This window comes from Microcoleus sp. A003_D6 (assembly GCF_036702825.1).
Taxonomy (GTDB): Bacteria; Cyanobacteriota; Cyanobacteriia; order Cyanobacteriales; family Microcoleaceae; genus Microcoleus.
Genome location: NZ_JAUBWA010000045.1, coordinates 18,385 through 43,148, shown reverse-complemented (window position 1 = coordinate 43,148; position 24,764 = coordinate 18,385). Strand labels below are relative to the sequence as shown.

The following is a 24,764-nucleotide window of genomic DNA, read 5'->3' as shown; positions in this document are numbered from 1 at the left end:
TATATATCTGATTCTTAAAAATTAACTCGCAGCGAAGCGTTTTTAGCTTACTGCGAGGAAATCTCAAATCTCAAATCTCAAATCTCAAATCTCAAATCTCAAATCTCAAATCTCAAATCTCAAAATTTCCCTTTACCTTTCCTTTGTTCCTTCGTCTAGTTCAACTTTGCCAATTAGAGGGCGGGGAATTTTAACCTGTCGGCCTTTTTGATTGAGATAAACCGTTGTTTCATCCCGGCCGATCAGTAGTCCTTTCCACTCTTTGATTCGCGAGTCCGGTTCCGTGGCTTGGACTGTCACGGGGAAACCTTTAAAGGTAATGAATTCTCGATCGCTGCTGAGCAAGCGGGATATGCCGGGACTGGAAATCTCTAGCACGTAAGCGTCGGGGATGATTTCGGCTGCGTCTAACTCGGCTTCCAGGGCTGTGCTCATCCGCTGGCAGTCGCTTAAACCGGTGTCTTGCTGGAGGTTGCGGATGTCTACCCGCAAGACGGGAGGATTTTGGTTGGTGTGAAACACTGCTCCCACTACTTCCAATCCCAGTGTTTCCGCAACGGGGGTAGCTAAGTCAATGATTTGTGGGATTAGGGGGTGAGTCATATCGAATACTTAACTTAAAACTCCTGAACTCGGACACGGGCTTGGATAAGTCCTAAACTTGCAAATCTAATGCCCAGAGCTCTTTTCCTGCGACTAATGCAACAAAAAAAGTGGGCTTGACCCACTCCTAGGTAAAACAATTTTTTCCAAGAAGTTTGAGAATTTCCTCCGATATCACATTTTGCACTATTGTCAAAAAGTTTTTCTGGGGCGGGCTCTGGGGCCCACCCCACAAGAAGATTCACTCTTTGTGGAACAGGCATCTTGCCTGTTCATGACAGAGGTGCAAGCTTTGAGTTCGATCGCAGTTTATCTCAATTCCCAGTTTAGCTCGATCGCCCGCCTGGTGACAAACCGCCTTCGGATCTCGGCGATTCTTGGAGGGGAGAGAGGGAGAATCGCCAGAGGGAGAATCGCCAGAGGAGGAGTAAAGTTAAATTAAAGCCGTCTTTGCAGGACGGGGTTTCTACCCAATTTTATGATGAAAATTTTAAAGTCCGGGAACTGGAAACGCAAAGCCTTATGGATTCCGGTAGCCGTCACTGTAATTCTTCTGGGAAACGATCCTTGGGAGGTTTTCCCTTTTGTTCAATACAGACGGATGTACTGTTCCCATGATGCAGTCGAGTCTCCCTATTGCAATTTTTCACTTTTTCGTACCCTAGAAGGGAATTCTAGGGCTTCTGCCATTGCGATCGGTGCGGACGGCCAAACTCTAGTCAGTGGGGATCGAGATAAAACAATTAAAGTCTGGGAACTGCAAACAGGAAAGTTGAAAAAAACTCTACGGAGTGATTCAGGTGCAATTAATGCTCTGGCGATCGCTCCTGATGGTAAAACTGTTGTCACTGGTAGCGGCGATCGCCTAGTTCGCATCTGGGATATTACCTCAGATCGACCTCCTCATATATTCAGAGGTCACTCTGGCAATGTTACTCATGTTGATATTTCCTCTGACGGAAAGACTATTATTAGTCTCGATGACGGTATCGATCGTGAGATCAAAGTCTGGGATATTGCAACGGGTAAGCAAAAAGCAACATTGCCCTATTCCCATTTCGATGACATTAGTCCAGATAGCAAAACGGTACTTTTTACTTTGCCGAGTAGTAAACTTATGGCGTGGGATGTGACAACCAACCAGCAACAAGTCCTCCAAAATTTTTTTAGCCCTTCAGACATAGCACGCATCAGTTTAGATGGGCAGACACTGGTTAGTATCAAAAAAACAGGAAAAATATCTTTCGACGTGCAAGTATCTGATTTAAAAACAGGAAAAATTAAAGCAAAACAAAGCTTTTCTCGTCAGATATTTAGACCATTTGATATGACGGTCAGCAGTAATTTTATAATTGGTAGCACCCCGAAGGGGCTGATGGTGTGGAATCTGCAAACAGCCGAACTAGAAGCAGTTCTGGATCGAGAGCCAGAGCAAATGAGTCGTTTAGTCGTCAGTCCTGATGGCAAACTATTAGCCGGAATTACAAGGGATTCCAGAATTAAAGTGTTACAGCGTCCGTAAAATTGAAATCTCAACCGAGGAATATCCACTTGTGTAATACCAATTATTCAAAGTTAAGCAACAGTTTCTGAGTGAACTGAGGTTGCTTGACCATCTAACGGGGGGCTATCCGTTGCAGTTCTTTGGCTTGTTCTAAAATTTTCTCGAAGTCTTCTTCGCTCAACCGCTGAATGTAGTTAATTTTGAACTCTTCTAGGAAGTCGCACAGCAGCAGTTGTATTTCTTTCCAGGTTTGCTGCTGTTGCAGTTCGTCTCCTAAAGCTTGCCCGAAATGTTGGACAAGCTGGCTTGAGAGTTTGGTACCTACGGGGTCTTCGCTGGCGATTTTAAAGGCTTCGTAGGCATCTTGGGGGCCGAGGGTGACTAATTTGGAGAGTTCTGCAACTAATTGCTCTGCTAGCTGTGCGGGGAGGTTTCCCAGTCCGGGTACTTGCTTCCATCCTTGATAGAGGGGGGATTGTTTGAGGAAGGTTTCTATATTGTACCGGAGGAGGGCTTCTAGGTCTGGCTGGAGTTGGGGGAGGACTTTGTAGACGGTTACTTGGACTAGATGGGTGGCGATCGCTTCTATTTCGTTGATATTATTGATATCTAAATATCGCTGTTTTGGGGATTGAAATAGTTGACGAGCTAGTTCGCCTGTGGTAACTGATTGTTGCATCTGGTTGATGAGTTGAATTACTACTACTTCGGTCAATTCTTGGGCGAAGTTGGCGACGAAACCTCGGCTGATTTGGGTGCGTATGGGTTGCAGATCCGGCATTTTGGCTTGGTGGATGCGAATTGTGACGGGTAATACTCGCAACAGCCGCCAGAATGGGAGGAACAGGAAGATGTCGTACCATCGCCAGAGCATGGCTGCTCGCCAAGTGACGCTGCGGTGGCGGCGGCTGATGAAGTAGGTGCGGGCTAGAAATTCGATCGCGAATATGGCAATAAAAGGCAGGTCGATTTGCCAGAAATTGTCGGTAAATTCGCCGTTGTCTCCGATCGTGCGGTAATAGTTAATGGCGATTAACGGCTTGATTTTGGCGTCAAACCAATTGATTTCTTGTTGCCAGCCTTGTTTGTTTAAATAGTCAGGACTCCAGAATGTTTGGAATGATTGTTTGGCGGAGTCTTGCGGATTCGGGATGCGATCGCGCATTCGGTCTTTAATTTTTTCTAGGCTACCGCTTTTTGATGCGACTCGAAACGGATCTTCGTCGATCATTTTCGCGGTTAGATTGTTTATTTCCTGCAATTTTGCTGCAACTTGGGGAGATGGCAAGCCTGTTTGCACTACTTGAATTTTTAATTCTTCTAAGGTTTTTAGATATTTCTGGGTGTCTCGGTGGGGTTGAATTCCTTTAAATGGGTCGTATACTTGGGTGATAACTGGCAGTTGCCTAAAGTAGAAATCTCGCCCTGGTACGTAACTTATGTCAAATAATACTAGGCTGAAATTTCCGAGGGCGATCAGTGCCATGAACCGCTCGAACCAGGGTACTTTTGGTAATTTTTTGCCGGAGTTTGGAGTTTGAGAGGGCAGTAGTTTTGGTGTCACTGGCAGTTCTTAATTAAGGAGACAGATCGAAATAAATATAACTGGTAATAGCTGAAAAAAGGAAACAGCGAAAACAGGCTGCTTGTCAGGTCGCGCTCGGATTGCTCAGCGTGCAAGCTAGTATTTATTTTAACGTGGGTTTGTTGGGGAGTTTTGGATTGTTGATTTGGCAAGGTTCGGTAAAAATTTATACAGGTAAAATATTAAGGTCGATCGCACTGCAAGAGCGGCGACAGCTTCCGTTAGTTTGCTTATCTCTGGCAATAAAATTATATCTCAGGCGGAATCCTAAGTTTTTTTTTCCGCGTAGCAGAGCTAACTGGGCCGGCAATAAATTACTATTTCTGTTTAATCTGGTGGCTATTTGACCGCTAAATCAAATGTATTGCGCCTTCTCGGAGTTTAGGGTTAGATTTGGGCTTCGAGTTTGAGGTCAAACCCTTAAGAGAGTTATACTTGCTCAGGGGCAGTCTGGCGAGAGCGCCTCCTCAGATCGCGAGGGTGACGGTTGCCTCCGTAAGGTTCGGGGTCTCGCCTCAACAAAAACCAGCTCGCGATCGAACTCTTGAATAAAATGACACCCTCAGTATAATTTTGTTCGCATTTTTTTAATATATGACATACTGCCTTAATCTCGATTGCCCAAGAGACAAGCGTCAGAACCCACCAGGCACAAAGTATTGTCTTAATTGTGGTTCAAAGCTGCTCCTAAAAGACCTTTATGCAGCAACTGAGCCGCTGCGCGACGGAGGATTTGGCAGGACTTTCCGAGCTGTAAATCATGGAAAATTTGAGGAGCTGTGCGTTATAAAACAGTTGTCGCCGCCGCAGGAATTTCAGCGGAAGCCCGCTCATTTTAAAAAGTATGTCCGACTGTTTGAACAAGAGGCAAGGCGGTTATACGAACTGAAACACCCACAAATTCCTCAGTTGATTTCTTATTTTGAGGAAGATGGTAGCTTGTATTTGGTACAAGAGTTTATTGATGGCAATAATTTAAAAGATGAGTTAGAAAAGTATGGTGCTTATAGCGAAATTAAAACTAGCGAACTGCTGTTAGATTTGTTGCCTTTATTGAAGTTTCTTCACGACAGAAATGTAATTCACCGGGATATTAAGCCTGAGAATGTGATCCGTCGCCATTGCGATCGCAAGTTGGTGCTGATAGATTTTGGGGTTGCCAAACAGGTAGTAGCTGAGGCTCCGACCAAAACTGGAACTAAGTTGGGAACTCCCGGCTACGCGGCTCTAGAACAGCGGCACGGTAGGGCTGTTCCTGCTAGCGACCTTTACAGTTTGGGGGTGAGTTGCATTCGCTTGCTGACTTCTGTTATGCCTTATTTGGATATCTACGGGGACATTCACGATGACCTTTACGACCCGCTTGAAGGCCGCTGGCTTTGGAGGGAGGCTTTGCCGAAAGGAACAAAAATTAGCGAGGATTTAGGTCGGGTTTTGGATAAGTTGATTCAGGAATATGTTAAAGACCGCTACAAGTCTGCTGTGGAAGTTTTGGAGGCTTTAAAACCTCCAGTTGTTGTTGTCCCAGCGACGGAAAACTTGCAGCAGGCAAATGTTCTCAGTCCTTCTGTACCGACTCAACCTGTGACCGATCATCGGCTCGTTTCTGTGAATTTAGAGTCGGAAAAAGGTATTGATTATTCTCAGTTGGAAAGGCTGCTGGCTGCTAAAAATTGGCGGGGGGCTGATGAGGAAACTTCTGTGAAAATGCTGGAGGTGATGCAGCAAGTTTCACGGGGTTATTTGAGCGAGGAAGATATTAGGAAGTTTCCTGCTAAGGATTTGGAGACTATCGATCGACTTTGGGTGCGACACAGCCACCGCAGGTTCGGTTTTTCTGTGCAAAAGGGTTTGTGGGTAAAGTCGGGGGGAAAGGCTGGTGTTTATGATGCTACTGTTTGGGAGAAGTTTGGCGATCGAGTGGGGTGGCGGGTTAACAATGAGTGGGTATACTATTCTGAACTGAATTTTACTTCTAAGGCAAAGCCTGGACATTTGCCGGGGGGGACTGTTTTTGGGTGGGAAGGCGGGGTTTTGTGCGGTGTTTTGGGTTTGGGTGGGATCTGGTTTCTGCTGTCGCGGCGGGATTTGTAAGCATTCGTCATTCGGCATTCGAGAGAAGTTATTAGTCAAGCTGCATCCCAAGCGAAATCGAAGTGTTAGTCATTAAATAGTTTTGAGTTGCGAATTAAAGAGTTAACAAGTTTTGAGTTTAATCATATCTTATGTAGAAATTAGGTGTAAAAAAAGCGGAAAATAAGATATAATCACAAACCATTTTTTTTGTGCTATGTTTTGAGAGAAGGGCAAGTTTACAAAGTCAAATGCCAGTCCTTGCCCCCTGTCGAAGCATGGTTGACTGGCTTTGGCTCCAATTTACCAAGGAGATATATATTATGTTGCAAGAAAAACGTCTCAAGCCGTGGACTATAGTTCGCTCGCTTCCGAATGTCGAAAAGGTGGTTGTGGGTGAGTTTCGCAGTTGGTCTGATGCAGACGGTCATTTGAAAATTCTCAAGCGGATGGTTCCGGCGGATCGATTGAGTGTTGTGTTCGATCCGGTAGTTCCAGCGTAATGTTGTTGCTAAATTGATAAGCGTGCGATCGCTCGCGTGAGCTAAGCGATCGCCTCTTTTTTTACATAAAAATTTACATAAAAATTGCGACCGCCAAACGGGCGATCGCAACTTGAATCATTGTCCTTGACTCCGGCGAATTTCAGTAATTTGGTCGGCAACATCCAAAATTCTTTGCGGCATGGATGGCCCGGTAAAAATCAGATCCAAATGATGTGGCTTGCTGTCAATCAATGCCATCACTTCTGCTTCGGGAATCAAGCCTAAATTCACCGCTAAACTCAATTCATCGAGAATAACTAAGGCGTAACGGCCTTCGCGCACCGTATTTTGAACGTACTGCCACAATTGTTCGATCGCTCGCGTCTCCAGCTCATCTAAATCGGCATTCTCAATGCAGCGCGGTAAATCGCACCGCACCCAATCTAAATTTTGCCCCAGCCGCATTGGATGCTGGTGTCCTTGATTGATTCCCCCTTTGAGGAACTGCACCGCTAGCACGGGAGCCCCCTGTCCTGCAATTCTGAGGGCCCCAGCCATGACACTGGTAAAAAAGCAGCGGTGCGGGCCTGTAAAGACTTGCACCAGCCCTTCAACAGTGTAGGGCAAGCTGTGGGTTAAGTTGAGTTTAGGGGTTTGTAACTGAGCAACCATAGGGCAATATTTAATCAGCAACTAAGTCTTGAGTGCAGCTCCGACCTTGACAGGGATGGAGCCTGCTTAACAATATATAGTGTACTGGGCCGATCGCACATCCGATCGAACGCTAGATGTACAACCTATACAAAGCTAGCGGCAGAGGCGATCGCAGCTATTTGCTCGATTTTTGAACTCAAGCAAGCACTTACCCAGAAATCAGGTTTTTTTACCAAAATACGCCGTGGAGCGCGACAGTTATACAGTTATGGGGTGAAAAACCAAGGTGATGAGGGTTGTTGCTGCGTCCAGGGCTTTCAAGAAAGGTACATACATCGCGTAAACTTTGAATGTCGCGGCACTAGGAGCAAGGCACGGTGAGATTGGTGATTCTGGGAGGGCCAGGAGCGGGAAAAGGAACTCAGGCACAACAACTGTGCAGCACTTTGAGCATTCCTTTGCTGGCTGTGGGGGACATTCTGCGGGGGGAAATCGCAGAAGACACAGATTTGGGCAAGTTGGCGGTGTCTTATGTGGAAAGAGGGGAATTAGTTCCCGACGCAACTATTGTTGAATTCTTTCGTCGCCGACTGCTGCTGTGGGATGTCTTTAATGGCTGGGTGTTGGAGGGCTATCCGCGAACGGCTTTTCAAGCTGAGGAGTTGGATTTTTTGCTCTCAGATTTGGCACAGCAACTAGATTGGGCGATTTGGTTGAAAGTTCCGATCGAGGTTTTGTTGAGCAGATCGATCGAACGGGATCGATCGGACGATAGTCCAGAAATTTTGCAGCGCAGGCTCGATTTATTCGAGGAGCAAACTATCCCGATTTTAGATTATTACGAGCATCGCCACAAGCTGTTAACTATCAACGGCGATCAATCCCCTGAACAAGTCCAGCAGGATATTCTTAAAGTTGTTAATAGTTAATAGTTAGTTGGCAGTTGGCAGTTGGCAGTTGGCAGTTGATTATTACCAATAACGAATAAGCTGTCGCGCATTTAAATTGTATATTCAGGGCGGGCGGGACGCCCAACCCCTACTCCCCACAAGAGTTTGATTTTTTTTTAACATACAATTTAAATGCAGAACAGCTTAACAAATAACAAATAACAAATAACAAATAACAAATAACTTATGTCTATAAAACGTGCCGATGGCAGACAGCCAAATCAACTTCGTCCGATTAGTTTCGATCGAGAGTTTACCAAATTTGCCAGCGGCTCGGTGCTAGCAAAAAGTGGCGATACTCAGGTACTTTGCAGCGTTACAATCAAGCCGGGAGTGCCTAGATTTTTGGAGAATACCGGACAAGGTTGGCTGACGGCGGAATACCGAATGTTACCCGGATCTACGCCGCAGCGACAAGAGCGGGAATTTATGAAATTATCGGGACGCACTCAAGAGATTCAGCGGTTGATTGGGCGCAGTTTGCGATCGTGCTTGGATATGGAACTGTTGGGCGAACGGACGATTCTTGTCGATGCGGATGTTTTGCAAGCTGACGCGGGGACTCGCACGACTTCAATTACTGGCGGGTTTGTGGCTGTGGCTGATGCTTTGAACAAGTTGGTGCAAAAAGGTGATTTAGTGCGATCGCCCATTATTCGTCAAGTGGCGGCCGTGTCTGTGGGACTTTTGGAAGGAGAGCCGTTTTTAGATTTGAATTATCTTGAAGATGTGGCGGCTGAAATTGATTGTAATGTGGTAATGAATGGAGATTTGAATATCATCGAAATTCAGGGAACTGCCGAAGATGGAAGTTTCAGCCGGAGTCAGTTAAATCAAATTTTGGATTTGGCAGAAACCGGGATTCAGGAATTGTTGGAGGCTCAGCGGCAGGCTTTAGTTGAGTAGGTAAATCTAATTCATCATATATACAGCGTATTCCAGGTTTGTGAAGTTTAGGGACACGGCACTGCCGTGTCCTACGGGGAAGCTAACGATAGGCGGGTGTACTTCATAAATGTGGAATCTGCTGTATCTGAGATATTAGAAATGTGGGAAGCAAATTGTGGAATAACGAAGAGCGATCGCATTCTTAGCTCAATTAATAAGGAATCTGGTCATGCTGGCACAAACTAGAGCTCATTTGTTAAATTTCATTACAAAAACTCGCGCTCTGCATAAAAAGTCAGACAGAGCTCTGATAGATAAGTGAACACTTGCGATCGGGCATTTGCGAGTTGGCGGTTAACTGCGTGGGATTGAGAACGTCTCGCACATTGCTCTTTCCAATCTGGTCGATCGGACTTTCCCGCTGGCATTCTCTGTTGAGCTGATAGTTATCTGTATACTTGAGAGGGCATTTACCGTGAAAATTTTCAAAAAAGCAATTCTTTTCGGTGCTGCTACAGCAACCATTTTCTTAGGAACTACTGCCAAACAAACGGCTGTTGCTGGAACTTTAAATTTGGGTTGGAATTATGCGACAGATCCGAGCTATGACAGTCTTGGAGGCAGCGAATATGAAATCTACGGTATGGCTGTCAAAGACGATTTAGCTACCAATACCATTTGGGTGGCGATTAGTGCTAATACTCCTTTAATGGGAATCAATACTGGGCCTTACCTTGAGGGTATGCCAGTTAGCAATGGCAATATTGGTTGGGGGGATTTGTTCTTTGATTTCTCAGGTAAGGGAAACTATAAAGCTGCCAACGATAGCAATAATTTGTTTGGCATTCGATTTGCTCCCAACAATGATTCAAAAACACCGGGAACAGGTGTTTATAGTGGCGTGAATGCCACCAGCGTCGTTACAGAAAATGCTGGTTGGTGGAATCTGCACAATCACAATTCCGGCTTGAATAAGAGGACTGGTTTGGAGGCTCGAATGGGCGATTTAGCGTGGAACGATCCTTACTACAGTCCCTACACCAATGAAGCAAGTTATTATCGACCCGAAACTCACATTCCCAATGTAATTGCATCAGGTAATAAAGTTGGGGATATTACGATGGTTAACGATGCAGAGTTGGTGGCTGCCGGGTTAGCTTTCGCTGCACTTCCAGCGCGCGGTAGTCAAACTATTGGGTTTAAGTTTGATAAATCTTTGGTACCGGTTGACAGTTATGTTGCTACTTTAATTCTTGAATGCAACAATGACGCTATGGCTCTGATCGGAGAGACTGAAGCAGTACCGGAACCTTCTTCGATATTGGCGACATTGTTAGGAGTTGGTGCGATCGGTACTTGGCGCAAGCGCAAGCAAAAGTTAGCGGTGTAATTTTGCAGTTAGGGCGTCCCGCCTGTGCTTCCGAAGCGGTTAAAAAAGCGCGATCGCCCGAGTCATCCATCCGTCTCCCTCGTGACACGGGCGTCCCCCCTGTGCTACCCCAAGCTTTTAAGCTATAATAGGTGCGTAACGTCGAGGTAAGTAAAAAAGTAACATGGATAAAACTTCTACAGTTACAATTAGCAATACATCTTATCAAACCCTCGCAGAAATCTCTGCACTCTCAGGAAAACCAATCGAAACAATCCTCGAACAAGCGATCGAACAATACCGAAGACAACAGTTTTTAGCAGCAGCCAACCAAGCTTATCTTGCCTTACGCGATCGCCCAGAAGCTTGGCAAGAAGAACTTGAAGAACGGGAAGCTTGGGATATCACTGATAAATATCCCTTTCATTCCCCTGACTGAATTCGACTCCTCACCCACTGCCTAAACCCTCGAATCATCGACGTTTCACCCACATTTTCTTGCATTTCCAAAAATCCCATAATCTCAGATGGCGACAAAAAAGGAAAGTGAGGAGAAACCTCCCGCTCTACATATTCCTGACCATCTAACTGATAGAATATTAAACGCGAACCGTCATAACGCCAAACCTCTTTATTAAATCTTAGCAAAACTCGGTTTAATTAAAGGGCGATCGCCATCTTCGAGCTATTATAAAAACAGACTTCATTCCCCGATCGCATTATGGTTGCCTTACCCGATCGCACATTGATGAGCGCAGAGGAATATCTGGCTTGGGAATCCACCCAAGAGGAACGCTACGAGTATTGGGATGGCAAAGTAGTCGCGATCGGCGGCGCAACCCGCAATCACAATCGGATTTGCGTTAACTTCTTCAAGCTATTAGACGATCGCCTTAATCTCCCCTACGAGATTTACATTTTAGCTGTGAAACTACGGGTAGAACTAGGACAAAATTATTTTTATCCTGATGTCGTGGTAACTTGCGACGATCGCGATAACGATCCGCAATTGGTACAATTTCCTTCCTTGATTATCGAACTTTTATCACCTTCCACCGAAGCAGTGGATCGCGGCGCAAAATTTGCTAAATACCGCCAATTTTCAACGCTGCAAGAGTATATCTTGGTGCAAGTTGAACAGCCGGGAGTAGAGATGTTTCGGCGCAATCAACAGGGGCAATGGGTGCTATCCGAATATAATTTGGGCGATTCTTTGCTACTTGAATCGGTTGGTGTCGAAATTGCGATCGCCGATTTGTACCGCCAAGTACAGTTTTCTTAGATGCAGACGGCGGTTGAAACCGTACCTCCGATCTCTTCAACCCGCGGAGGCGGGTTTTGCTTGTGTAGACGCGGTTTCAACCGCCGTCTTACTTCTTCGCCATTTTTCTTTCCTTTCTTCAACCTGCGGAGGCGGGTTTTGCTTGTGTAGACGCGGTTTCAACCGCCGTCTTACTTCGCCATTTTTCTTTTCTTTCTTCAACCCGCGGAGGCGGGTTTTGCTTGTGTAGATGCGGTTTCAACCGCCGTCTTACTTAACTTCGCCATTTTTCCTTCTTTACAAAACTTGCCGTGGGGCGATCGGAATTTCAATAACAAACTCCGAACCCTCTCCCGGTGCAGAAACGCAGGTCAAATTTCCGCCGTGAGAACTAACAACAATCGAGTGAGAAATAGACAGCCCCAAACCAGTTCCCGAACCCACCGGTTTAGTTGTAAAAAATGGATCGAATATCTTGTGCAGCACCTCAGTGTTCATCCCCGGGCCGCTGTCAGCAATTCTAATTATCGCAGAATTCCTGTCAGTCACCTCCGTAGAAATTGTAATAGCAGGCTGTTTCTGAGAGTTTTCCGGGCAATCTCTTGCCAACAGCAGCGCATCGATCGCATTTGTCAAAATATTCATAAATACCTGATTCAACTGCGACGCATAGCAAGTAATCAGTGGCAGTTTAGCGTACTTTTTAACCACCTCAATTCCCAAACGCCCGCCTTCTTTTCTCAAACGCGGCTGCAACAGCATCACCGTACTGTCAATGCCCTGATGGATATCCACCGACTTCATTTCCGCTTCGTCTAAACGCGAGAAATTCCGCAAGCTGAGTACAATATCCCGGATTCTTTCCGCTCCCACTTTCATAGAATCCAGGAGCTTTTGCAAATCTTCGATCAAAAATTCCAGTTCGATTGTTTCTATTTCCTCTATGATTTCATCAGCAGGTTCTGGATAGTGCTGCTGATACATTTCAATCAATTTCAGCAAGTCTTTCACGTATTCGCTAGCCGGATTGAGATTTCCGTAAATGAAACTTACAGGATTATTAATTTCGTGAGCAACACCAGCCACCATTTGCCCCAAACTCGACATCTTTTCCGTTTGAATTAACTGAGCTTGAGTTAGTTTGAGTTCCCGCAAAGTTTGTTCTAAACGCTCGTTTTTTTCATTTAATTCCTGCGTCCGCTCTTGCACTTTCTGTTCCACCGAATTGTAAAGCAGAGCATTGTCCAAAGAAATAGCAACTTGGGAAGAAAGCAGCCTTAAAACTTCCAATCTGTGGGAATTAAACGCCCCGACAGTTAAGTTGTTTTCTAAATAAAGAATGCCGATTAGTTTGCCTTGATTGACGATCGGCGTACACAAAAGAGATTTGAGCTGGTGTTTTGCCACGTAAGGATCGGCCGTAAATCGCCCCTCAGCCGCCGCATTGCTCAACACCAAGTCCGAGCGAGTCCTTTCCACATAATTAATCACCGTCACCGGTAAATCCTGACATTCTTCAACTGGCGTAAATTGCAGCACCGCTACATCTTCAGCAACTACTGACGCTTTAGCTGAAATTAACAGTTTTCCATCTCTAAGCAAGATTAAAAAACCGGATTGTGCGCCCGCGTTTTCCAGCGATATCCTCATCAAAGAAGCCAGCAACTTGTCTAGGACAATTTCACTGGAAATCGCCAGAGATGCTTTCATTACAGTTGCTAAATCCAGCACTCTCGCATCACTGCCAGTAGAAGTATGAATAGTTGTTGTAGTTTCATTGTTGTTAAAACTTCCATTGAGCGGCGTCATTTCCCGCAATTGCGGATACTTCTGTTCTAAATCTTCTACTTTGCGGACTGCACCCCAGCGCAAGTAGCACGAGTGAGCTTCGCGCAAGTGAATTTTGGCATATTGATATTTGCCTTTACTCAACCAAAACTTAGCTGCTAGTTCATTTGCTAGCGCTTCATTTTGGACAAACTCATTGTCTTGAGCGAAAGTTATGGATAGGTCATACAATTCTATAGCTTCTGAGTCTTTCTTGGAAATTCTGGCTATTTCTGCTTGTACTAAAAGGTACTTGTGCAGAAAATTCTCGGCACAGTTGTCTGCCCAAATTTTCATTTGTTTTTGGTTGGCTTCTAACTTTTCCAGATATTGCTTTTGCTGGTCTTCTGAAACAGTTGGGAAAACGGCGGCTAAAACTAGAGAAAAGAAAAAATTCCATTCCGTAGCTGGTATCGCTCCGGTAATAAAAGATAGCTGTTTTTCTACTTCCAAAGCTAGTTGTAGCGCTTCATTGAAGTTGCCGTACCAGTACATTACCTGGCATTTGCGAATCTGATAAAGGCAGAGCGAGTACAAATTTTGATGAGCTTGACAGTTGTGTACGTATTCAGCTTCGCTGATATCTTCGCTGTCAAATACAAACTTTTCAGAAGTGAGTTTGCTCAAGTTGCGCAGAATTAAATCTACCCCTAATAATATATCGGTTACAAGCTGATTTTTGGTTTTTTGGCTGAACTGCAAATACCTGCTCGTGTCGGCCAGAATTTGCGAGATTTCTTTACCTTGAAAAAATGAGTTAGCTATGCGGTTGGACAGGATATAACCCGCATACTCTAAATCTCCTGATTCTAAAGCTGCTTGATATCCTTCATTGCTGATCGCGTGGGAATCTTTGATGTGGTTGAACCAGTAATAAAAAATACTGACCAGGGATGAACAAGCTCTGCACTTCAAGCCGATATTGCCAGATTTTTCGCTGAGATTCAGCGACAGCAAGCCGAATTGATACGCAGCTTTGTAATCTCCCGAAACTGCGTTTAAGAACATACCGTAGCCAGCATAGCAAAGAGAGGCTTCGGGTACTAAACCGTATTGTAGAGAAAGATTGACTCCTTTTAAAACGCTGACTTTCCACAAGTCGGGATTTTTGAGGTACGCCGATGTGAGCAAGTTTGTAATTAATTTGACTGCAACTTTTTTTTCGGGTACAGTCATTTCGGGGGCGTCAATCAGGGAAGCTATTTCTCTACCTGCTAGAAAGTTTGTGGCTGCTGCAAATTCTTCGGATATGACTTTTTGCAGCCCGTCTAGCGGGAAGTCAATTCCCAGCAAGTTCAAAGCTTTGATTCCGGCTTTAACAGCTTCCTCGTACTTCGCCCGGAGGGTGTACTGCACGATCAGCAGGTTGTAAATTTCTACCTTTTCTAAGGGCGATCGCGCTTTTTCCAAAGTTATATTAATAAATTCTTCGGAATTATCAAAAAAACCGTTTAAATACTCAACATTTGCCCGCTCCATGTGCAAGGCAAAGGCTAAATCGTAGTGGGAATCCCAAATATCGGCGGTCAAACCGTCCATGCCTGCGGTCAAATACTGCAATGCTGAAACATAAGCAGTGGCATCTTTTGCTCTGCGGGTGGCGTCTAAATTCAGCGTTGCCAGTTCAATTAATTCTCGATCGTCTTTAATTAGCGATCGAGCTACATTCAAGTGATCGACTAATTCAAAGATTCTGTCAGCTCGATATTGAGCCGGAGTGTTTTCTAGGATTTGCCTGCCTATTTTCAGGTGAACTGCCTTTTTTTGCGAGTCGTCGATCAGAGCGTAAGCTGCTTGCTGTACGCGATCGTGCAAAAATTTGTAATTGAGAATTAATAGCGGAAACAGCACGTAATCTAATGACTTGCTTTCCAATTCCGAAGTTGGCAGAATCAGTCCCGACTTAATCGCCGGCAACAGGTGAGAAAAAGTTTCCGAGGCTTCTTTTTCATGAATCAAAGAAAGAGTATTCAAATCAAATTCGTTGCCCAAACAAGCCACTAAACGCAAAACTTGCTGCGTTGAACTTGGCAGTTTTCTCAATTTTTGTACCATCAAATCTACTACGTTGTCAGTGATAGCGCACTGCTCAATTTGAGTCATATCCCAATGCCAGCCGCCCTTGCTACCCGACTGTGGCGGGTGAAAAACTAGCAGGTTTTCCTGATACAATGTTTGCAAGAATTGATTTACAAAAAAAGGATTGCCGTCGGTTTTGCTGATTACCAATTCAGCTAACGCTTTGACAGATTCTCGATCGCTGTGCAAAGTCTCCGCAATCAAATGAGTTATGTTTTCTACCCCCAACGGCGACAAAGCAATCTGATTAATGATAGCTTCCTGATTTCGCAGCGTCTCCACAGTCATCATTAAAGGATGAGTGGGACTAACTTCATTATCCCGATAAGCGCCAATTAAAAACAGATATTGCGTAGCTTCATCTGTCATCATCAATTCGATCAGCTTGAGAGTAGCAGAATCAGCCCACTGCAAATCATCTAGAAAAATTACCAGCGGATGTTCTGGCTGGCAAAATACGCGAATGAAATTTTGAAAGACTAAATTAAAGCGGTTCAGAGATTCCGTCGGGCCCAATTCAGCTACAGGAGACTGAGCTCCGACAATTAGTTCAACTTCGGGAAGTACATCAATGATAATTTGCCCGTTTTGACCGAAGGAAGTGCGGAGTTTTTCGCGCCAAACTGCTAATTGAGATTCGCTTTCAGTTAACAGTTGCCGCACCAATTCCGAAAAAGCGCTGACAACGGCAGAGTAAGGAATAGTCCGCTTGTACTGGTCAAACTTTCCCCAAATAAAATAGCCTCGCCTGCGGGTAATAGGTTTGTCTAAAATCTTCACCATTGCAGATTTGCCAATGCCGGAATAACCGGCAATCAGCATCATCTCGCTGCGGGATTTATGCTGTCCTCTCGCGATCGCTGACAGAGCACTTTCTTTTTTGGATTTGCTCTCTTTCTTGATGACAGAAATTTGGGAATCTTCGATGCGGTTGCCTCGATTATTGGTTGCTGCTACCCGTTCAAATGCAGCTAAAAGAGTTTCAACTTCTCGCTGTCTCCCGTAAAGTTTTTGAGGGATTTGAAATTTGTCGGAAATATCTTGGCTGCCGAGAGTAAACTCAGAAACAACCCCAGATGTTTGCCACTGAAACAGGCAGGATTCCAAATCTGCTTTTAGTCCCCAAGCACTTTGATAGCGCTCCTCAGCGGTTTTTGCTAACAATTTCATCACAATATGTGAAATAGCTTGAGGAATATCAGGTGCAATTTCAGCGAGAGATACTGGCTGTTTAGCGATGTGACAGTGAACTAACTCCATTGGATCTGTAGTGGGAAAAGGGAGCTGTCCTGCCAGGATTTCATAGAAGGTGACGCCGAGGGAATAAAAGTCGGTGCGGTAATCGATTACCCGGTTCATTCTGCCGGTTTGTTCGGGCGACATATAGGCTAAAGTGCCTTCTAAAAAATTGGGATTTTTATTCGTAACGTTTTCCAGGTTTGATGCAGTTGAAATGCTAAAATCTATAAGTTTAACTTGTCCTGTAGCAGGATTAAAAACTATATTAGAAGGGTTGATATCTTTATGAATTACATTTTTGCTGTGAATTTCTCCCAAAGTTTCAGCAACTTTGATGGCAGTAGTCAGAAATCCTAAAATGGTAAATTTTTGGGAGGCCATAAATATTTTTAAAGATTCGCCACCAAAATCTTCTAAGATCATTGCCAGACTATTTCTAACCTGCTGCAACTTGTGCACTTTAACAACTCCGTCCAGCAGGTTTAAGTTGGCAGTAATCTCATATTCACGCTTGTATCTATTGAGTTCTTCAGGAGTGGGATAGTCTTCTTTGATAAGTTTGATAATAACAGGTTGGTTGTCCTGCTCGTTGTGGCCGCGGTAAACCAGGGAAGTGCTGCTTTCATAAATGAGAGCGAGAACTGCAACGCCGGGAATTGCCATCATAGTTGGGTTCTCTCAAATTAGGTGTGCTTGTTGATATCCTCCCCACTGATGAATCAGGGGGATTCCAATCTACCCAAACAAAGAAAGTTGCTTAGGGAATTGGTGGGTTGACGCTTCACTGGAAGATGCCGCATTAGATGCGGTCTTACTCCGTCCTCCACGTCCGTTTATATTCTCGGGCAATCCACCCGCGACTTTTATATTAATCGCCGCATTTTCATCTCGGTCGTGAACAACTCCACAAAATAAGCAAGTCCATTCACGAACCGAGAGTTCTTTTTTCCCGCCAATTTGTCCGCAACAAGAACATCGTTGGCTAGTTGGCTCCCATCGGCCGATCACCCTGAAATCTCTTCCGTACATTTCTGATTTGGCTTCTAGCATTGTCCGAAAACTTCGCCAACCCAAATCAGAAATAGCACGAGACAATTTACGGTTTTTCATCATGCCGGAAACGTTGAGGTCTTCCAAAACTATCGTTTGGTTTTTACGAATAATTTTGGTACTTAATTTATGTAGAAAATCCTTGCGGATATCAGAGATTCTGGCATGAATTCTTGCCACACTCCGACGCGCTAATTCCCTTCGCTTGCTTCCCTTCTTTTTCCTGGCTAGTTTGCGTTGTGCCTTGTGAAGTTTCCTCAGATTCTTCTTGAGTGGCTTGGGAGCTTTTACTTTTTCACCTGTACTCAAAGTAGCGAAGTCGGTGATACCTAAATCCACACCAACAGATTGTCCGTTGTCTGGTAGGATTACCGGATTGATTTCAACCACAAAGCTAGCAAAGTATCGATTTGCAGCATCTTTGATTATCGTAACTGAGCTTGGCAAAGATGGTAATTCCCTTGACCAGACGACTTTGATTCGCCCAATCCTCGCAAGGTAGACTTTCCCGTGTTTAAGAGAAAAACCTCCCTTCCTAAACCGTGCCGACTGCTTTCCATTACGTTTCTTGAATTTTGGACGGTGAACTTTCAGACCTTTTCGTTTACCTTTGAGTGAATCAAAGTAGTTTTTCCAAGCCACTCCTAAATCAGCAATCGATTGTTGTAGTGGAATATTCGATACTTTCGCTAGCCATTCTCGTTGTTCTAGTTTCTTAGCTTGAGTAATGAAGGTTTTTTGCAAATCCCCATTACTAGGTAGCTTGTCTGCTGAATTACATAGTGCTAGTGAATCATTCCACACAACCCGACAGCAACCAAACAATTTAGCAAGGCTGCGAACTTGCTGAAAGTTTGGATATATGCGGTATTGATATCGTTGTTTCATGAAACTATTTTAGCAGTAGAACGATCATTGGAGAAAATAGATATGTTAAAATTGTGACTAACTTGAAGAAGAAGGCGGTTGAAACCGCTACCGACTTTTCCCCGTGTCTGAAGCCAGGGGCTTGCGTCTCGTCTTTCGGTCAATGTTACAGGACTGACGCGCGGCGGGCTAGAAACCGGGTTTCTTCGTTGCTAGTCGTTGACCAGCCCAAGATTTTTTCGTATAAACCGGGTTTCTTTTCGTAAATCCTATGTTATTCTTCATTATCGCTCAAGAGATATCTTTTGGGATGTGTGGGAAGACACGCCTTGACAGCAAAGAACTGCTGAGGTGACAAAAGCACCCTCGGGGTTTCGTCACCTCAGCAGTTACGTAAAGAAAAGCACAAATACAAGATTTGTGCAAGGATTTACTGTGAGACTCGATCGCGCGCCTGAGAAAAAAAACAATCTCAGCTTTTAGGAGATTGCTTGAATGAAGGCCTCACACCTCAATCAAACCGCCCAAAGGTGCAACTCCTAACTACACGCTAGTCATCAACGCGCCGGCTCGAATAATAACCTTTAATCTCGGAGTTAAAAAATTTGCCTGTAGAATCAGCATCTTGGAAAGATTCCCAAATTTCCGGTTCCACATCGCTGTATTGATAGACTGACCCGCTGCTAAATTCTATTTGCAAAACTTGCTCCTCTTCGTCGTATCCGATCGATCTAGCCATTTCGGAATCTACCGACATCATCGCAATTGGTTCTGGGCTTGAAGCAATTTCTTTTAATTCTATACCAGCACTGAGTTCGGTTGAATCTGTATTCGCGATGAAATCAACCATTTGCAGCCCTTGCATTGCAGCTTCTGGAGCGGCAATTTCGATAAATTCGACTTGTTCCCCCCGATCGATTAACAGTCCTAGCTGGCCGTTAGAGTGACCCACTGCTAATACGTTGCTCAAGTCTATTTTGGATAGTTTCATGGGATTTGTCAAGGATTAATTTTACGTCAATATCTCCCCCGCTTTGCAAGTCTTTATGCCGGGAAAATAGTGAATTAATTAATAGTTTATTGGGAGTTGGCTAAAAAGTCAATATGTATTTTTTGCGAAAATTATTGCACCAATCTAGGTGTGGCTTGCGTCCGGGGTATCCTGCGTTGATAAAATTTGCCGGTTTAAGCTGTTACACATTTAAACCACCGGGCGGGGCCTGTAGGGTGCGTCAGCTAGAACACTTACGCTTACAAGGGAAACGAGAAAGGACTGACGCACCCTACAATACTATTTTAAATGCGTAACAGCTTATTAACGAAACTTGACAATAAATTAAGAATTATTGCCATAAAACCAAGGTAAAGTTGTGGGAATTGCCAGTTAAATCCCAAGCAGCAAAAGCGTTTGAGCATTTCTCAAATCTGTAAATCCTCAGAAAGTTACTATTTCTAAAGGATTCACCCAGTGAGAAAATCAGAAACAACCTTAAAATTTAGCAGTAATCGCCCGATCGGGCAATTCTCAACCAGCACCAGGAAAAAAACCTATGAAATTGGCTTATTGGATGTACGCAGGCCCAGCCCACATCGGCACTTTGCGCGTCGCCACTTCCTTCAAAAACGTCCACGCAATCATGCACGCACCCATAGGAGACGACTATTTCAACGTCATGCGTTCCATGCTGGAGAGGGAACGGGATTTCACCCCGGTAACTACCAGCGTCGTTGACAGACACGTACTGGCGCGGGGTTCGCAGGAACGGGTGGTGGACAACATCACCCGCAAAGACAGAGAAGAGCACCCAGATTTAATCGTGTTGACTCCCACTTGCACCTCCAGCATTCTGCAAGAAGACTTGGAAAACTTCGTGGAGCGAGCTCAATTGGATGCCAAAGGCGATGTCTTGCTGGCGGATGTTAACCATTACCGCGTCAATGAATTGCAAGCTGCCGATCGCACTTTGGATCAAATCGTCCAATTTTACATTAACAAAGCCCGCAAAAAAGGCGATTTAGTAGAAGCCAAAAGCGAAAAACCATCTGTCAACATTATCGGTATGTCTACCCTGGGTTTCCACAACCAGCACGACTGCACCGAGTTGAAGCGTTTGATGGCAGATTTGGGCATTGAAGTCAATGAAGTTATTCCCGAAGGTGCTTCGGTTCACAACTTAAAAAGACTGCCGCGCGCTTGGTTTAACTTGGTTCCTTATCGGGAATTGGGGATGATGACCGGGGAGTATTTGCAAAAAGAATTCGGCACGCCGATGGTGGATATTACGCCGATGGGTGTGGTGGAAACTGCGCGCTGTATCCGCAAGATTCAGCAAGTTTTGAACGCTCAAGGTGCCGATGTTGATTACGAAAATTTTATTGACCAACAAACTCGATTTGTGTCGCAGGCTGCTTGGTTCTCAAGGTCGATCGACTGCCAAAACTTAACCGGCAAAAAAGCCGTCGTATTTGGCGATAATACGCACGCTGCGGCGATGACGAAGATTTTGGCTCGCGAGATGGGAATCCACGTTGTGTGGGCAGGAACCTACTGCAAACACGATGCTGATTGGTTCCGGGAAGAGGTAAAAGGGTATTGTGATGAAGTGCTGGTGACGGAGGATCATGGGGCGATCGGGGATGCGATCGCCAAAGCGGAACCTTCGGCAATTTTCGGCACGCAAATGGAACGCCACGTGGGTAAAAGGCTTGATATTCCGTGCGGTGTGATTGCTGCACCGATTCACGTTCAAAATTTCCCGATCGGCTACAAGCCATTTTTGGGTTATGAAGGCACGAATCAGTGCGTAGATTTGGTCTACAATTCCTTCACTTTGGGAATGGAAGACCACTTGCTGGAAATCTTCGGCGGCCACGATACCAAGGAAGTGATTACTAAGGGTATTTCGGCTGATTCTGATATGGGTTGGACGAAAGACGGACAGGCGGAGTTGAATAAAATCCCCGGTTTTGTGCGGGGTAAGGTGAAGCGGAATACTGAGAAGTTTGCGCGCGATCGGGGGATTGAGAAGATTACCGTTGAGGTGCTTTACGCCGCCAAGGAATCTGTCGGCGCGTAGTTTGGATTGCGGTGAGGGCATCTCTTGTGGATGCCCTTGCTTATCTAGAAAATCTAAGATAAAATGACGCAAGATAGTAATTTACTTTGGAGCGGCTATTCATTCAATAATGTTCCAATTCGCCTCACTAGAGAGCGATGGCAGCATATATTGCAACAACACCCTGAGATGCAAGATCAATACGATCGGGTTTTAGAAACTTTAGAGAACCCGGATTTAATTCAAATTGATGACGTTACAGGTGGGTTACTTGCCCTACGCTTCTATCCCTTGATTCCCGAAAGTAGGAGATTTGTGATAGTGGTGTATCTAGAAATAAGTAACTATGATGGATTTATTACCACAGCTTACCTTAGAAAACAGCCATCATCAAATAAACGAATTATATGGACAAAACAGTAAAGATTCTCGAAGATTCCACAACTATTACAGGTTTCTACGATAAAGAAGCGGATGTTCTCTATCTCTCGCTGGGAGAACCGCGCGAAGGGGTAGCTGTGGACATTAGCGATGGTGCGATCGCCCGTTACAATGAGGATAGTGAAACAATTGTCGGCATTACTTTAATTGGATTGCGGCAGCGGGTATTGAAGGAATTGAATCACAAACTGCACGTAGCACCTCATCCCAATGGGTGGGCTGTGACAGAGGAAAATGCAGAGTCAAGTCAAAAGGTATTTTCCTCTCAGGAAGCAGCGTTGAAATATGCAGTGGGTTCTGCAAAAACTCAATGGCTTGATGTGGTAATTCACGGTGAAAATGGAGAAGTTCAGGAAACGATCAATCCCGCGATAGATGCGCTGTTGCAGCGTAGAAATCTGCGCGAATCTGAAGGAGAAAAACGAGAATGTTTGGAAAGTGTTTAGATGCAAGGAAATAAAAGTGCGATCGCCCTTCTCAAACCAAGCGCGATCGCCAACCTGAAAAATTGTCATAATATCAAACGCTCTAATCTCGCTATCATCATTATTGCTATAATAAATTAATCGATCGCTATTTCGTAAATGGTCGATTGCGACGCACCCTACGGTATCTGGTAAATTTTTAGTCAGATTCATCTGACGATATTGCTTGATACTCCAAAAGCTGTTCCCCTCGGATAATCCACAATTTACCCGCCACTTCTGCCGCATCCAATCCGCGAATTAATATTTCTACTGCTGCTTGCAAATCTTGCGGTTGCGCTTGAGAAGGCAGACGCAGTAACACAATCCCAGAATAATCAGAAGGATTGTAGCGGAGGCGATTGCCAAACCCCCTATCCAAAGTCACCAAACATCTATCTTCCCTCCGACATATATCAATTAATAATTCATCCGGTGTTGAACTCAAATTTTGTTCCCGTACAGTCGCAACATCATGGCCAGCCAAACGTAACATCGAAACAACGCGGATGCTGCCCAAATTTTCATCAAGTTTTAACTTCACTTTAAAACTACCTTTTTTTCACCAAGAGGAATTTCGACATAATAATCTCTTGCCAACTCAGCCCCATAAGCAATACAAGCCAAAATGTCTTCTCGTTCAATTCCCGGATATTCCTCAAGCAATTCTTCCAAAGTCATGCCGCTAGCTAAAAAGTCAAGAATCAGAGAAACCCAGATGCGATGACCGCGAATACAGGGTTTACCAAAGCAGATATTCGAGTCGATTGAGATGCGAGACAGTAAATTATTTTGAGTCATGTCTTTTGAATTAGATATTTTGCATCTTCGCGCATATCGGGAATAATTGTATCCCAATTAATCCGTTCTTGATTTTTGATTAATGATGCTTTGACGACTAAAACTCCACCAATATAATGAACCTCGGACTCTTCATCGATATTTGCTGGTTTGCTGTTGCCAGTTTCATCTGCCGCCGAACCTACTTCCTGCTTTCTGGGCTGCAATAACAGGAAATCAGCAAAGTTGAGGATTTTTTGCAGTTTGATTTCAGAGAAATTTTTCAGTTTGTCAACAATTTGTTCTTGCAGAGGTATCACGGCTATTTTTTTCTTGCTTAACACGACCGCTAAATTCAGTTTAACACCAGGCAGGAGCGATCGCCCTTTTCCAACAAACGTGCGATCGCCCACCTGAAAAATTGCTATAATATCAAATGAGCCAACCTTGCTCTCAGTGAATAAATATGTCAACCCCTACACAAACTCCCCAAACAAGCACCCTTGAGATAACTATCAATCAGGAACAAAAAGAACTGTTAGAAAAAGCAGCTACCCTGTGGGGTCTTAGTCTGAGCGAATATCTGCTCGAAGTTGCTCTAAATCTAGCTCAAGAAATGCCACTCAAACCAGAACCGATCGTTCTTTCCGAACTAAATTGGGAAATTGTCACCTCAGCGATTGAAAACCCACCAGAACTTAACTCTAAGCTGAAAGCAGCGATCGAAAGGTATCGGCAAAAATACGAAAGCAAATAAATAAAGGTTAAGGTTTATGAGCGATTCTATCTCTTTACAAAAAGTCATTGAATATGTTGAATTTCTCTCAACAGAAGAACAAGACTTATTAGTTGAATTAATCCAAAAACGGCGGATTGAAAATCGTCGCGAAGAAATTGCTATAAATGCTAGAAAAACCCTAGCCGCGTTCAAAGCAGGGAATGTCAAGCGCGGTAATCTAGAACAATTGAAAGCTGATTTACTGGATGATGATGAATGAGAATTTTAGTATGGGATAACAGCTTTAAGCGAGCTTTTAAGCGGATTATTCGCAAAAATCCACACTTAGAAGCTAAAATCTTGGCTATTTTGGAAAATTGAGCAAATGACCAATTTGAACCATCTTTAAAATCTCATAAATTGCGCGGTCAATTAGAAGGATTATGGGCGTGTTGGGTTGAGTACGATTGTCGGATTATTTATAGTCTCGATCGAGATAGTGAAACAGCAGAAGAGTTGATTATATTGATTGATATTGGAACCCATGATGAAGTATATTAGAGAGCCATTACTTTATCCTGACAAGTCATAGGGGGGCTAAACAATGACAACAGCAACATTATTTCAGTGGGTAAAACTCAGGCAAGATGTTCCTAATAGTCCAGTAAAAAAAGGGGACACGGGAGTGGTATTAGACCATCTCCATCCAACCCGAAAGCAGCCCAAATCTGGATATAGTTTAGAAGTCTTTAAAGATGGTGAAACTTTAGACGTGATTGCTGTACCTATTTCTTGGGTGACACCGCTACCTGAAATTTGGGGAGATTCTCAATACAGCTCAACTGACATTCAAGAGAAGAGTTTGCATTAA

The 24,764-nt window shown here is 44.3% G+C and carries 26 protein-coding genes and 1 pseudogene; 16 read left to right on the top strand and 11 right to left on the bottom strand.

Annotated elements, in window-relative coordinates; translation table 11 throughout:
- Window positions 1-132 precede the first annotated feature (132 nt).
- Complete coding sequence (gene rimP, locus QUB70_RS14530; protein WP_332981326.1) at window positions 133-603, bottom strand: ribosome maturation factor RimP; 471 nt, start codon at window positions 601-603, stop codon at window positions 133-135.
- A gap of 250 nt (window positions 604-853) precedes the next feature.
- Here rimP and QUB70_RS14525 point away from each other — a divergent pair, with 250 nt between their 5' ends.
- Window positions 854-1,045, top strand: a complete 192-nt coding sequence (locus QUB70_RS14525) for a hypothetical protein (protein ID WP_332981325.1) — start codon at window positions 854-856, stop codon at window positions 1,043-1,045.
- A 36-nt stretch (window positions 1,046-1,081) separates the two neighbouring features.
- Window positions 1,082-2,125, top strand: a complete 1,044-nt coding sequence (locus QUB70_RS14520) for a WD40 repeat domain-containing protein (RefSeq protein WP_332981322.1) — start codon at window positions 1,082-1,084, stop codon at window positions 2,123-2,125.
- Between the two features lie 94 nt (window positions 2,126-2,219).
- On the opposite strand, the gene QUB70_RS14515 is transcribed toward QUB70_RS14520, so the two are convergent.
- A complete protein-coding gene (locus QUB70_RS14515) occupies window positions 2,220-3,671 on the bottom strand; it encodes a hypothetical protein (RefSeq protein WP_332981321.1) in 1,452 nt (483 codons plus the stop codon).
- A gap of 615 nt (window positions 3,672-4,286) precedes the next feature.
- Here QUB70_RS14515 and QUB70_RS14510 point away from each other — a divergent pair.
- On the top strand, window positions 4,287-5,786 hold the full coding sequence (locus QUB70_RS14510) for a GUN4 domain-containing protein (protein ID WP_332981320.1): 1,500 nt from the start codon (window positions 4,287-4,289) through the stop codon (window positions 5,784-5,786).
- 302 nt (window positions 5,787-6,088) lie between these two features.
- The gene (locus QUB70_RS14505) at window positions 6,089-6,268 is read left to right on the top strand and encodes a hypothetical protein (protein WP_332981319.1); all 180 of its coding nucleotides are present in this window, start codon (window positions 6,089-6,091) and stop codon (window positions 6,266-6,268) included.
- Window positions 6,269-6,385: 117 nt separating this feature from the next.
- Here QUB70_RS14505 and QUB70_RS14500 read toward each other — a convergent pair whose 3' ends face one another.
- Complete coding sequence (locus tag QUB70_RS14500) at window positions 6,386-6,922, bottom strand: P-loop NTPase family protein (RefSeq protein WP_332981318.1); 537 nt, start codon at window positions 6,920-6,922, stop codon at window positions 6,386-6,388.
- 359 nt (window positions 6,923-7,281) lie between these two features.
- On the opposite strand from QUB70_RS14500, the gene QUB70_RS14495 reads away from it, so the two are divergent.
- Both QUB70_RS14495 and rph read left to right on the top strand, forming a co-directional pair.
- Window positions 7,282-7,833 (top strand): adenylate kinase family protein, encoded by a 552-nt coding sequence (locus QUB70_RS14495; protein WP_332981316.1) that lies wholly within the window; start codon window positions 7,282-7,284, stop codon window positions 7,831-7,833.
- 207 nt (window positions 7,834-8,040) lie between these two features.
- Entirely contained in the window at window positions 8,041-8,760 is a 720-nt protein-coding gene (gene rph, locus QUB70_RS14490) for a ribonuclease PH (protein ID WP_332981313.1), read from the top strand.
- A 248-nt stretch (window positions 8,761-9,008) separates the two neighbouring features.
- On the opposite strand, the gene QUB70_RS14485 is transcribed toward rph, so the two are convergent.
- Window positions 9,009-9,170, bottom strand: coding sequence for a hypothetical protein (locus QUB70_RS14485; RefSeq protein ID WP_332981311.1), 162 nt, complete (start codon window positions 9,168-9,170; stop codon window positions 9,009-9,011).
- 47 nt (window positions 9,171-9,217) lie between these two features.
- Here QUB70_RS14485 and QUB70_RS14480 point away from each other — a divergent pair, with 47 nt between their 5' ends.
- Window positions 9,218-10,132 carry a PEP-CTERM sorting domain-containing protein gene (locus QUB70_RS14480; protein WP_332981310.1) on the top strand — a complete coding sequence of 305 codons (915 nt, stop codon included), beginning with the start codon at window positions 9,218-9,220 and terminating at the stop codon, window positions 10,130-10,132.
- 163 nt (window positions 10,133-10,295) lie between these two features.
- On the top strand, window positions 10,296-10,550 hold the full coding sequence (locus QUB70_RS14475; protein WP_332981309.1) for a hypothetical protein: 255 nt from the start codon (window positions 10,296-10,298) through the stop codon (window positions 10,548-10,550).
- Here QUB70_RS14475 and QUB70_RS14470 read toward each other — a convergent pair.
- Complete coding sequence (locus QUB70_RS14470) at window positions 10,535-10,759, bottom strand: hypothetical protein (RefSeq protein ID WP_332981307.1); 225 nt, start codon at window positions 10,757-10,759, stop codon at window positions 10,535-10,537. The genes QUB70_RS14475 and QUB70_RS14470 overlap by 16 nt on opposite strands.
- 73 nt (window positions 10,760-10,832) lie before the next feature.
- Here QUB70_RS14470 and QUB70_RS14465 point away from each other — a divergent pair, with 73 nt between their 5' ends.
- Window positions 10,833-11,393 (top strand): Uma2 family endonuclease, encoded by a 561-nt coding sequence (locus QUB70_RS14465; RefSeq protein ID WP_332981305.1) that lies wholly within the window; start codon window positions 10,833-10,835, stop codon window positions 11,391-11,393.
- Between the two features lie 276 nt (window positions 11,394-11,669).
- Here QUB70_RS14465 and QUB70_RS14460 read toward each other — a convergent pair whose 3' ends face one another.
- The 3 genes from QUB70_RS14460 to QUB70_RS14450 all read right to left on the bottom strand — a co-directional run bounded on the left by QUB70_RS14460 (window position 11,670) and on the right by QUB70_RS14450 (window position 19,425).
- Window positions 11,670-17,183, bottom strand: a complete 5,514-nt coding sequence (locus QUB70_RS14460; RefSeq protein WP_332981303.1) for a trifunctional serine/threonine-protein kinase/ATP-binding protein/sensor histidine kinase — start codon at window positions 17,181-17,183, stop codon at window positions 11,670-11,672.
- A gap of 69 nt (window positions 17,184-17,252) precedes the next feature.
- Entirely contained in the window at window positions 17,253-18,455 is a 1,203-nt protein-coding gene (locus QUB70_RS14455; protein ID WP_332981302.1) for an RNA-guided endonuclease InsQ/TnpB family protein, read from the bottom strand.
- Window positions 18,456-18,984: 529 nt separating this feature from the next.
- Window positions 18,985-19,425, bottom strand: a complete 441-nt coding sequence (locus QUB70_RS14450; RefSeq protein WP_332981301.1) for a KTSC domain-containing protein — start codon at window positions 19,423-19,425, stop codon at window positions 18,985-18,987.
- A 559-nt stretch (window positions 19,426-19,984) separates the two neighbouring features.
- Here QUB70_RS14450 and bchB point away from each other — a divergent pair.
- The 3 genes from bchB to QUB70_RS14435 all read left to right on the top strand — a co-directional run bounded on the left by bchB (window position 19,985) and on the right by QUB70_RS14435 (window position 22,377).
- Complete coding sequence (bchB, locus tag QUB70_RS14445) at window positions 19,985-21,511, top strand: ferredoxin:protochlorophyllide reductase (ATP-dependent) subunit B (protein WP_332981299.1); 1,527 nt, start codon at window positions 19,985-19,987, stop codon at window positions 21,509-21,511.
- A gap of 63 nt (window positions 21,512-21,574) precedes the next feature.
- On the top strand, window positions 21,575-21,913 hold the full coding sequence (locus QUB70_RS14440) for a hypothetical protein (RefSeq protein WP_332981297.1): 339 nt from the start codon (window positions 21,575-21,577) through the stop codon (window positions 21,911-21,913).
- Window positions 21,898-22,377: a DUF2188 domain-containing protein gene (locus QUB70_RS14435; protein ID WP_332981295.1), complete on the top strand. Its 480-nt coding sequence runs from the start codon at window positions 21,898-21,900 to the stop codon at window positions 22,375-22,377. Before QUB70_RS14440 ends, QUB70_RS14435 begins: the two co-directional genes overlap by 16 nt.
- A gap of 178 nt (window positions 22,378-22,555) precedes the next feature.
- Here QUB70_RS14435 and QUB70_RS14430 read toward each other — a convergent pair whose 3' ends face one another.
- From QUB70_RS14430 to QUB70_RS14420, 3 genes are read right to left on the bottom strand one after another with little or no spacing between them, the layout of a single operon-like run.
- Complete coding sequence (locus QUB70_RS14430) at window positions 22,556-22,939, bottom strand: DUF5615 family PIN-like protein (RefSeq protein ID WP_332981294.1); 384 nt, start codon at window positions 22,937-22,939, stop codon at window positions 22,556-22,558.
- On the bottom strand, window positions 22,936-23,196 hold the full coding sequence (locus QUB70_RS14425; protein WP_332981292.1) for a DUF433 domain-containing protein: 261 nt from the start codon (window positions 23,194-23,196) through the stop codon (window positions 22,936-22,938). The genes QUB70_RS14430 and QUB70_RS14425 overlap by 4 nt, the downstream gene beginning before the upstream one ends.
- A complete protein-coding gene (locus QUB70_RS14420) occupies window positions 23,193-23,648 on the bottom strand; it encodes a hypothetical protein (protein WP_332981290.1) in 456 nt (151 codons plus the stop codon). Before QUB70_RS14420 ends, QUB70_RS14425 begins: the two co-directional genes overlap by 4 nt.
- Here QUB70_RS14420 and QUB70_RS14415 point away from each other — a divergent pair.
- From QUB70_RS14415 to QUB70_RS14400, 4 genes and pseudogenes are all read left to right on the top strand, one after another.
- Entirely contained in the window at window positions 23,642-23,932 is a 291-nt protein-coding gene (locus QUB70_RS14415; RefSeq protein ID WP_332981288.1) for a type II toxin-antitoxin system TacA family antitoxin, read from the top strand. The two genes, QUB70_RS14420 and QUB70_RS14415, sit on opposite strands and share 7 nt — an antisense overlap.
- A 16-nt stretch (window positions 23,933-23,948) precedes the next feature.
- Window positions 23,949-24,173, top strand: coding sequence for a hypothetical protein (locus tag QUB70_RS14410; RefSeq protein ID WP_332981286.1), 225 nt, complete (start codon window positions 23,949-23,951; stop codon window positions 24,171-24,173).
- 119 nt (window positions 24,174-24,292) lie between these two features.
- Window positions 24,293-24,454: pseudogene (locus QUB70_RS14405) on the top strand (type II toxin-antitoxin system RelE/ParE family toxin); the annotation flags it as partial.
- Window positions 24,455-24,497: 43 nt separating this feature from the next.
- Window positions 24,498-24,764 (top strand): DUF4926 domain-containing protein, encoded by a 267-nt coding sequence (locus tag QUB70_RS14400; protein WP_332981283.1) that lies wholly within the window; start codon window positions 24,498-24,500, stop codon window positions 24,762-24,764.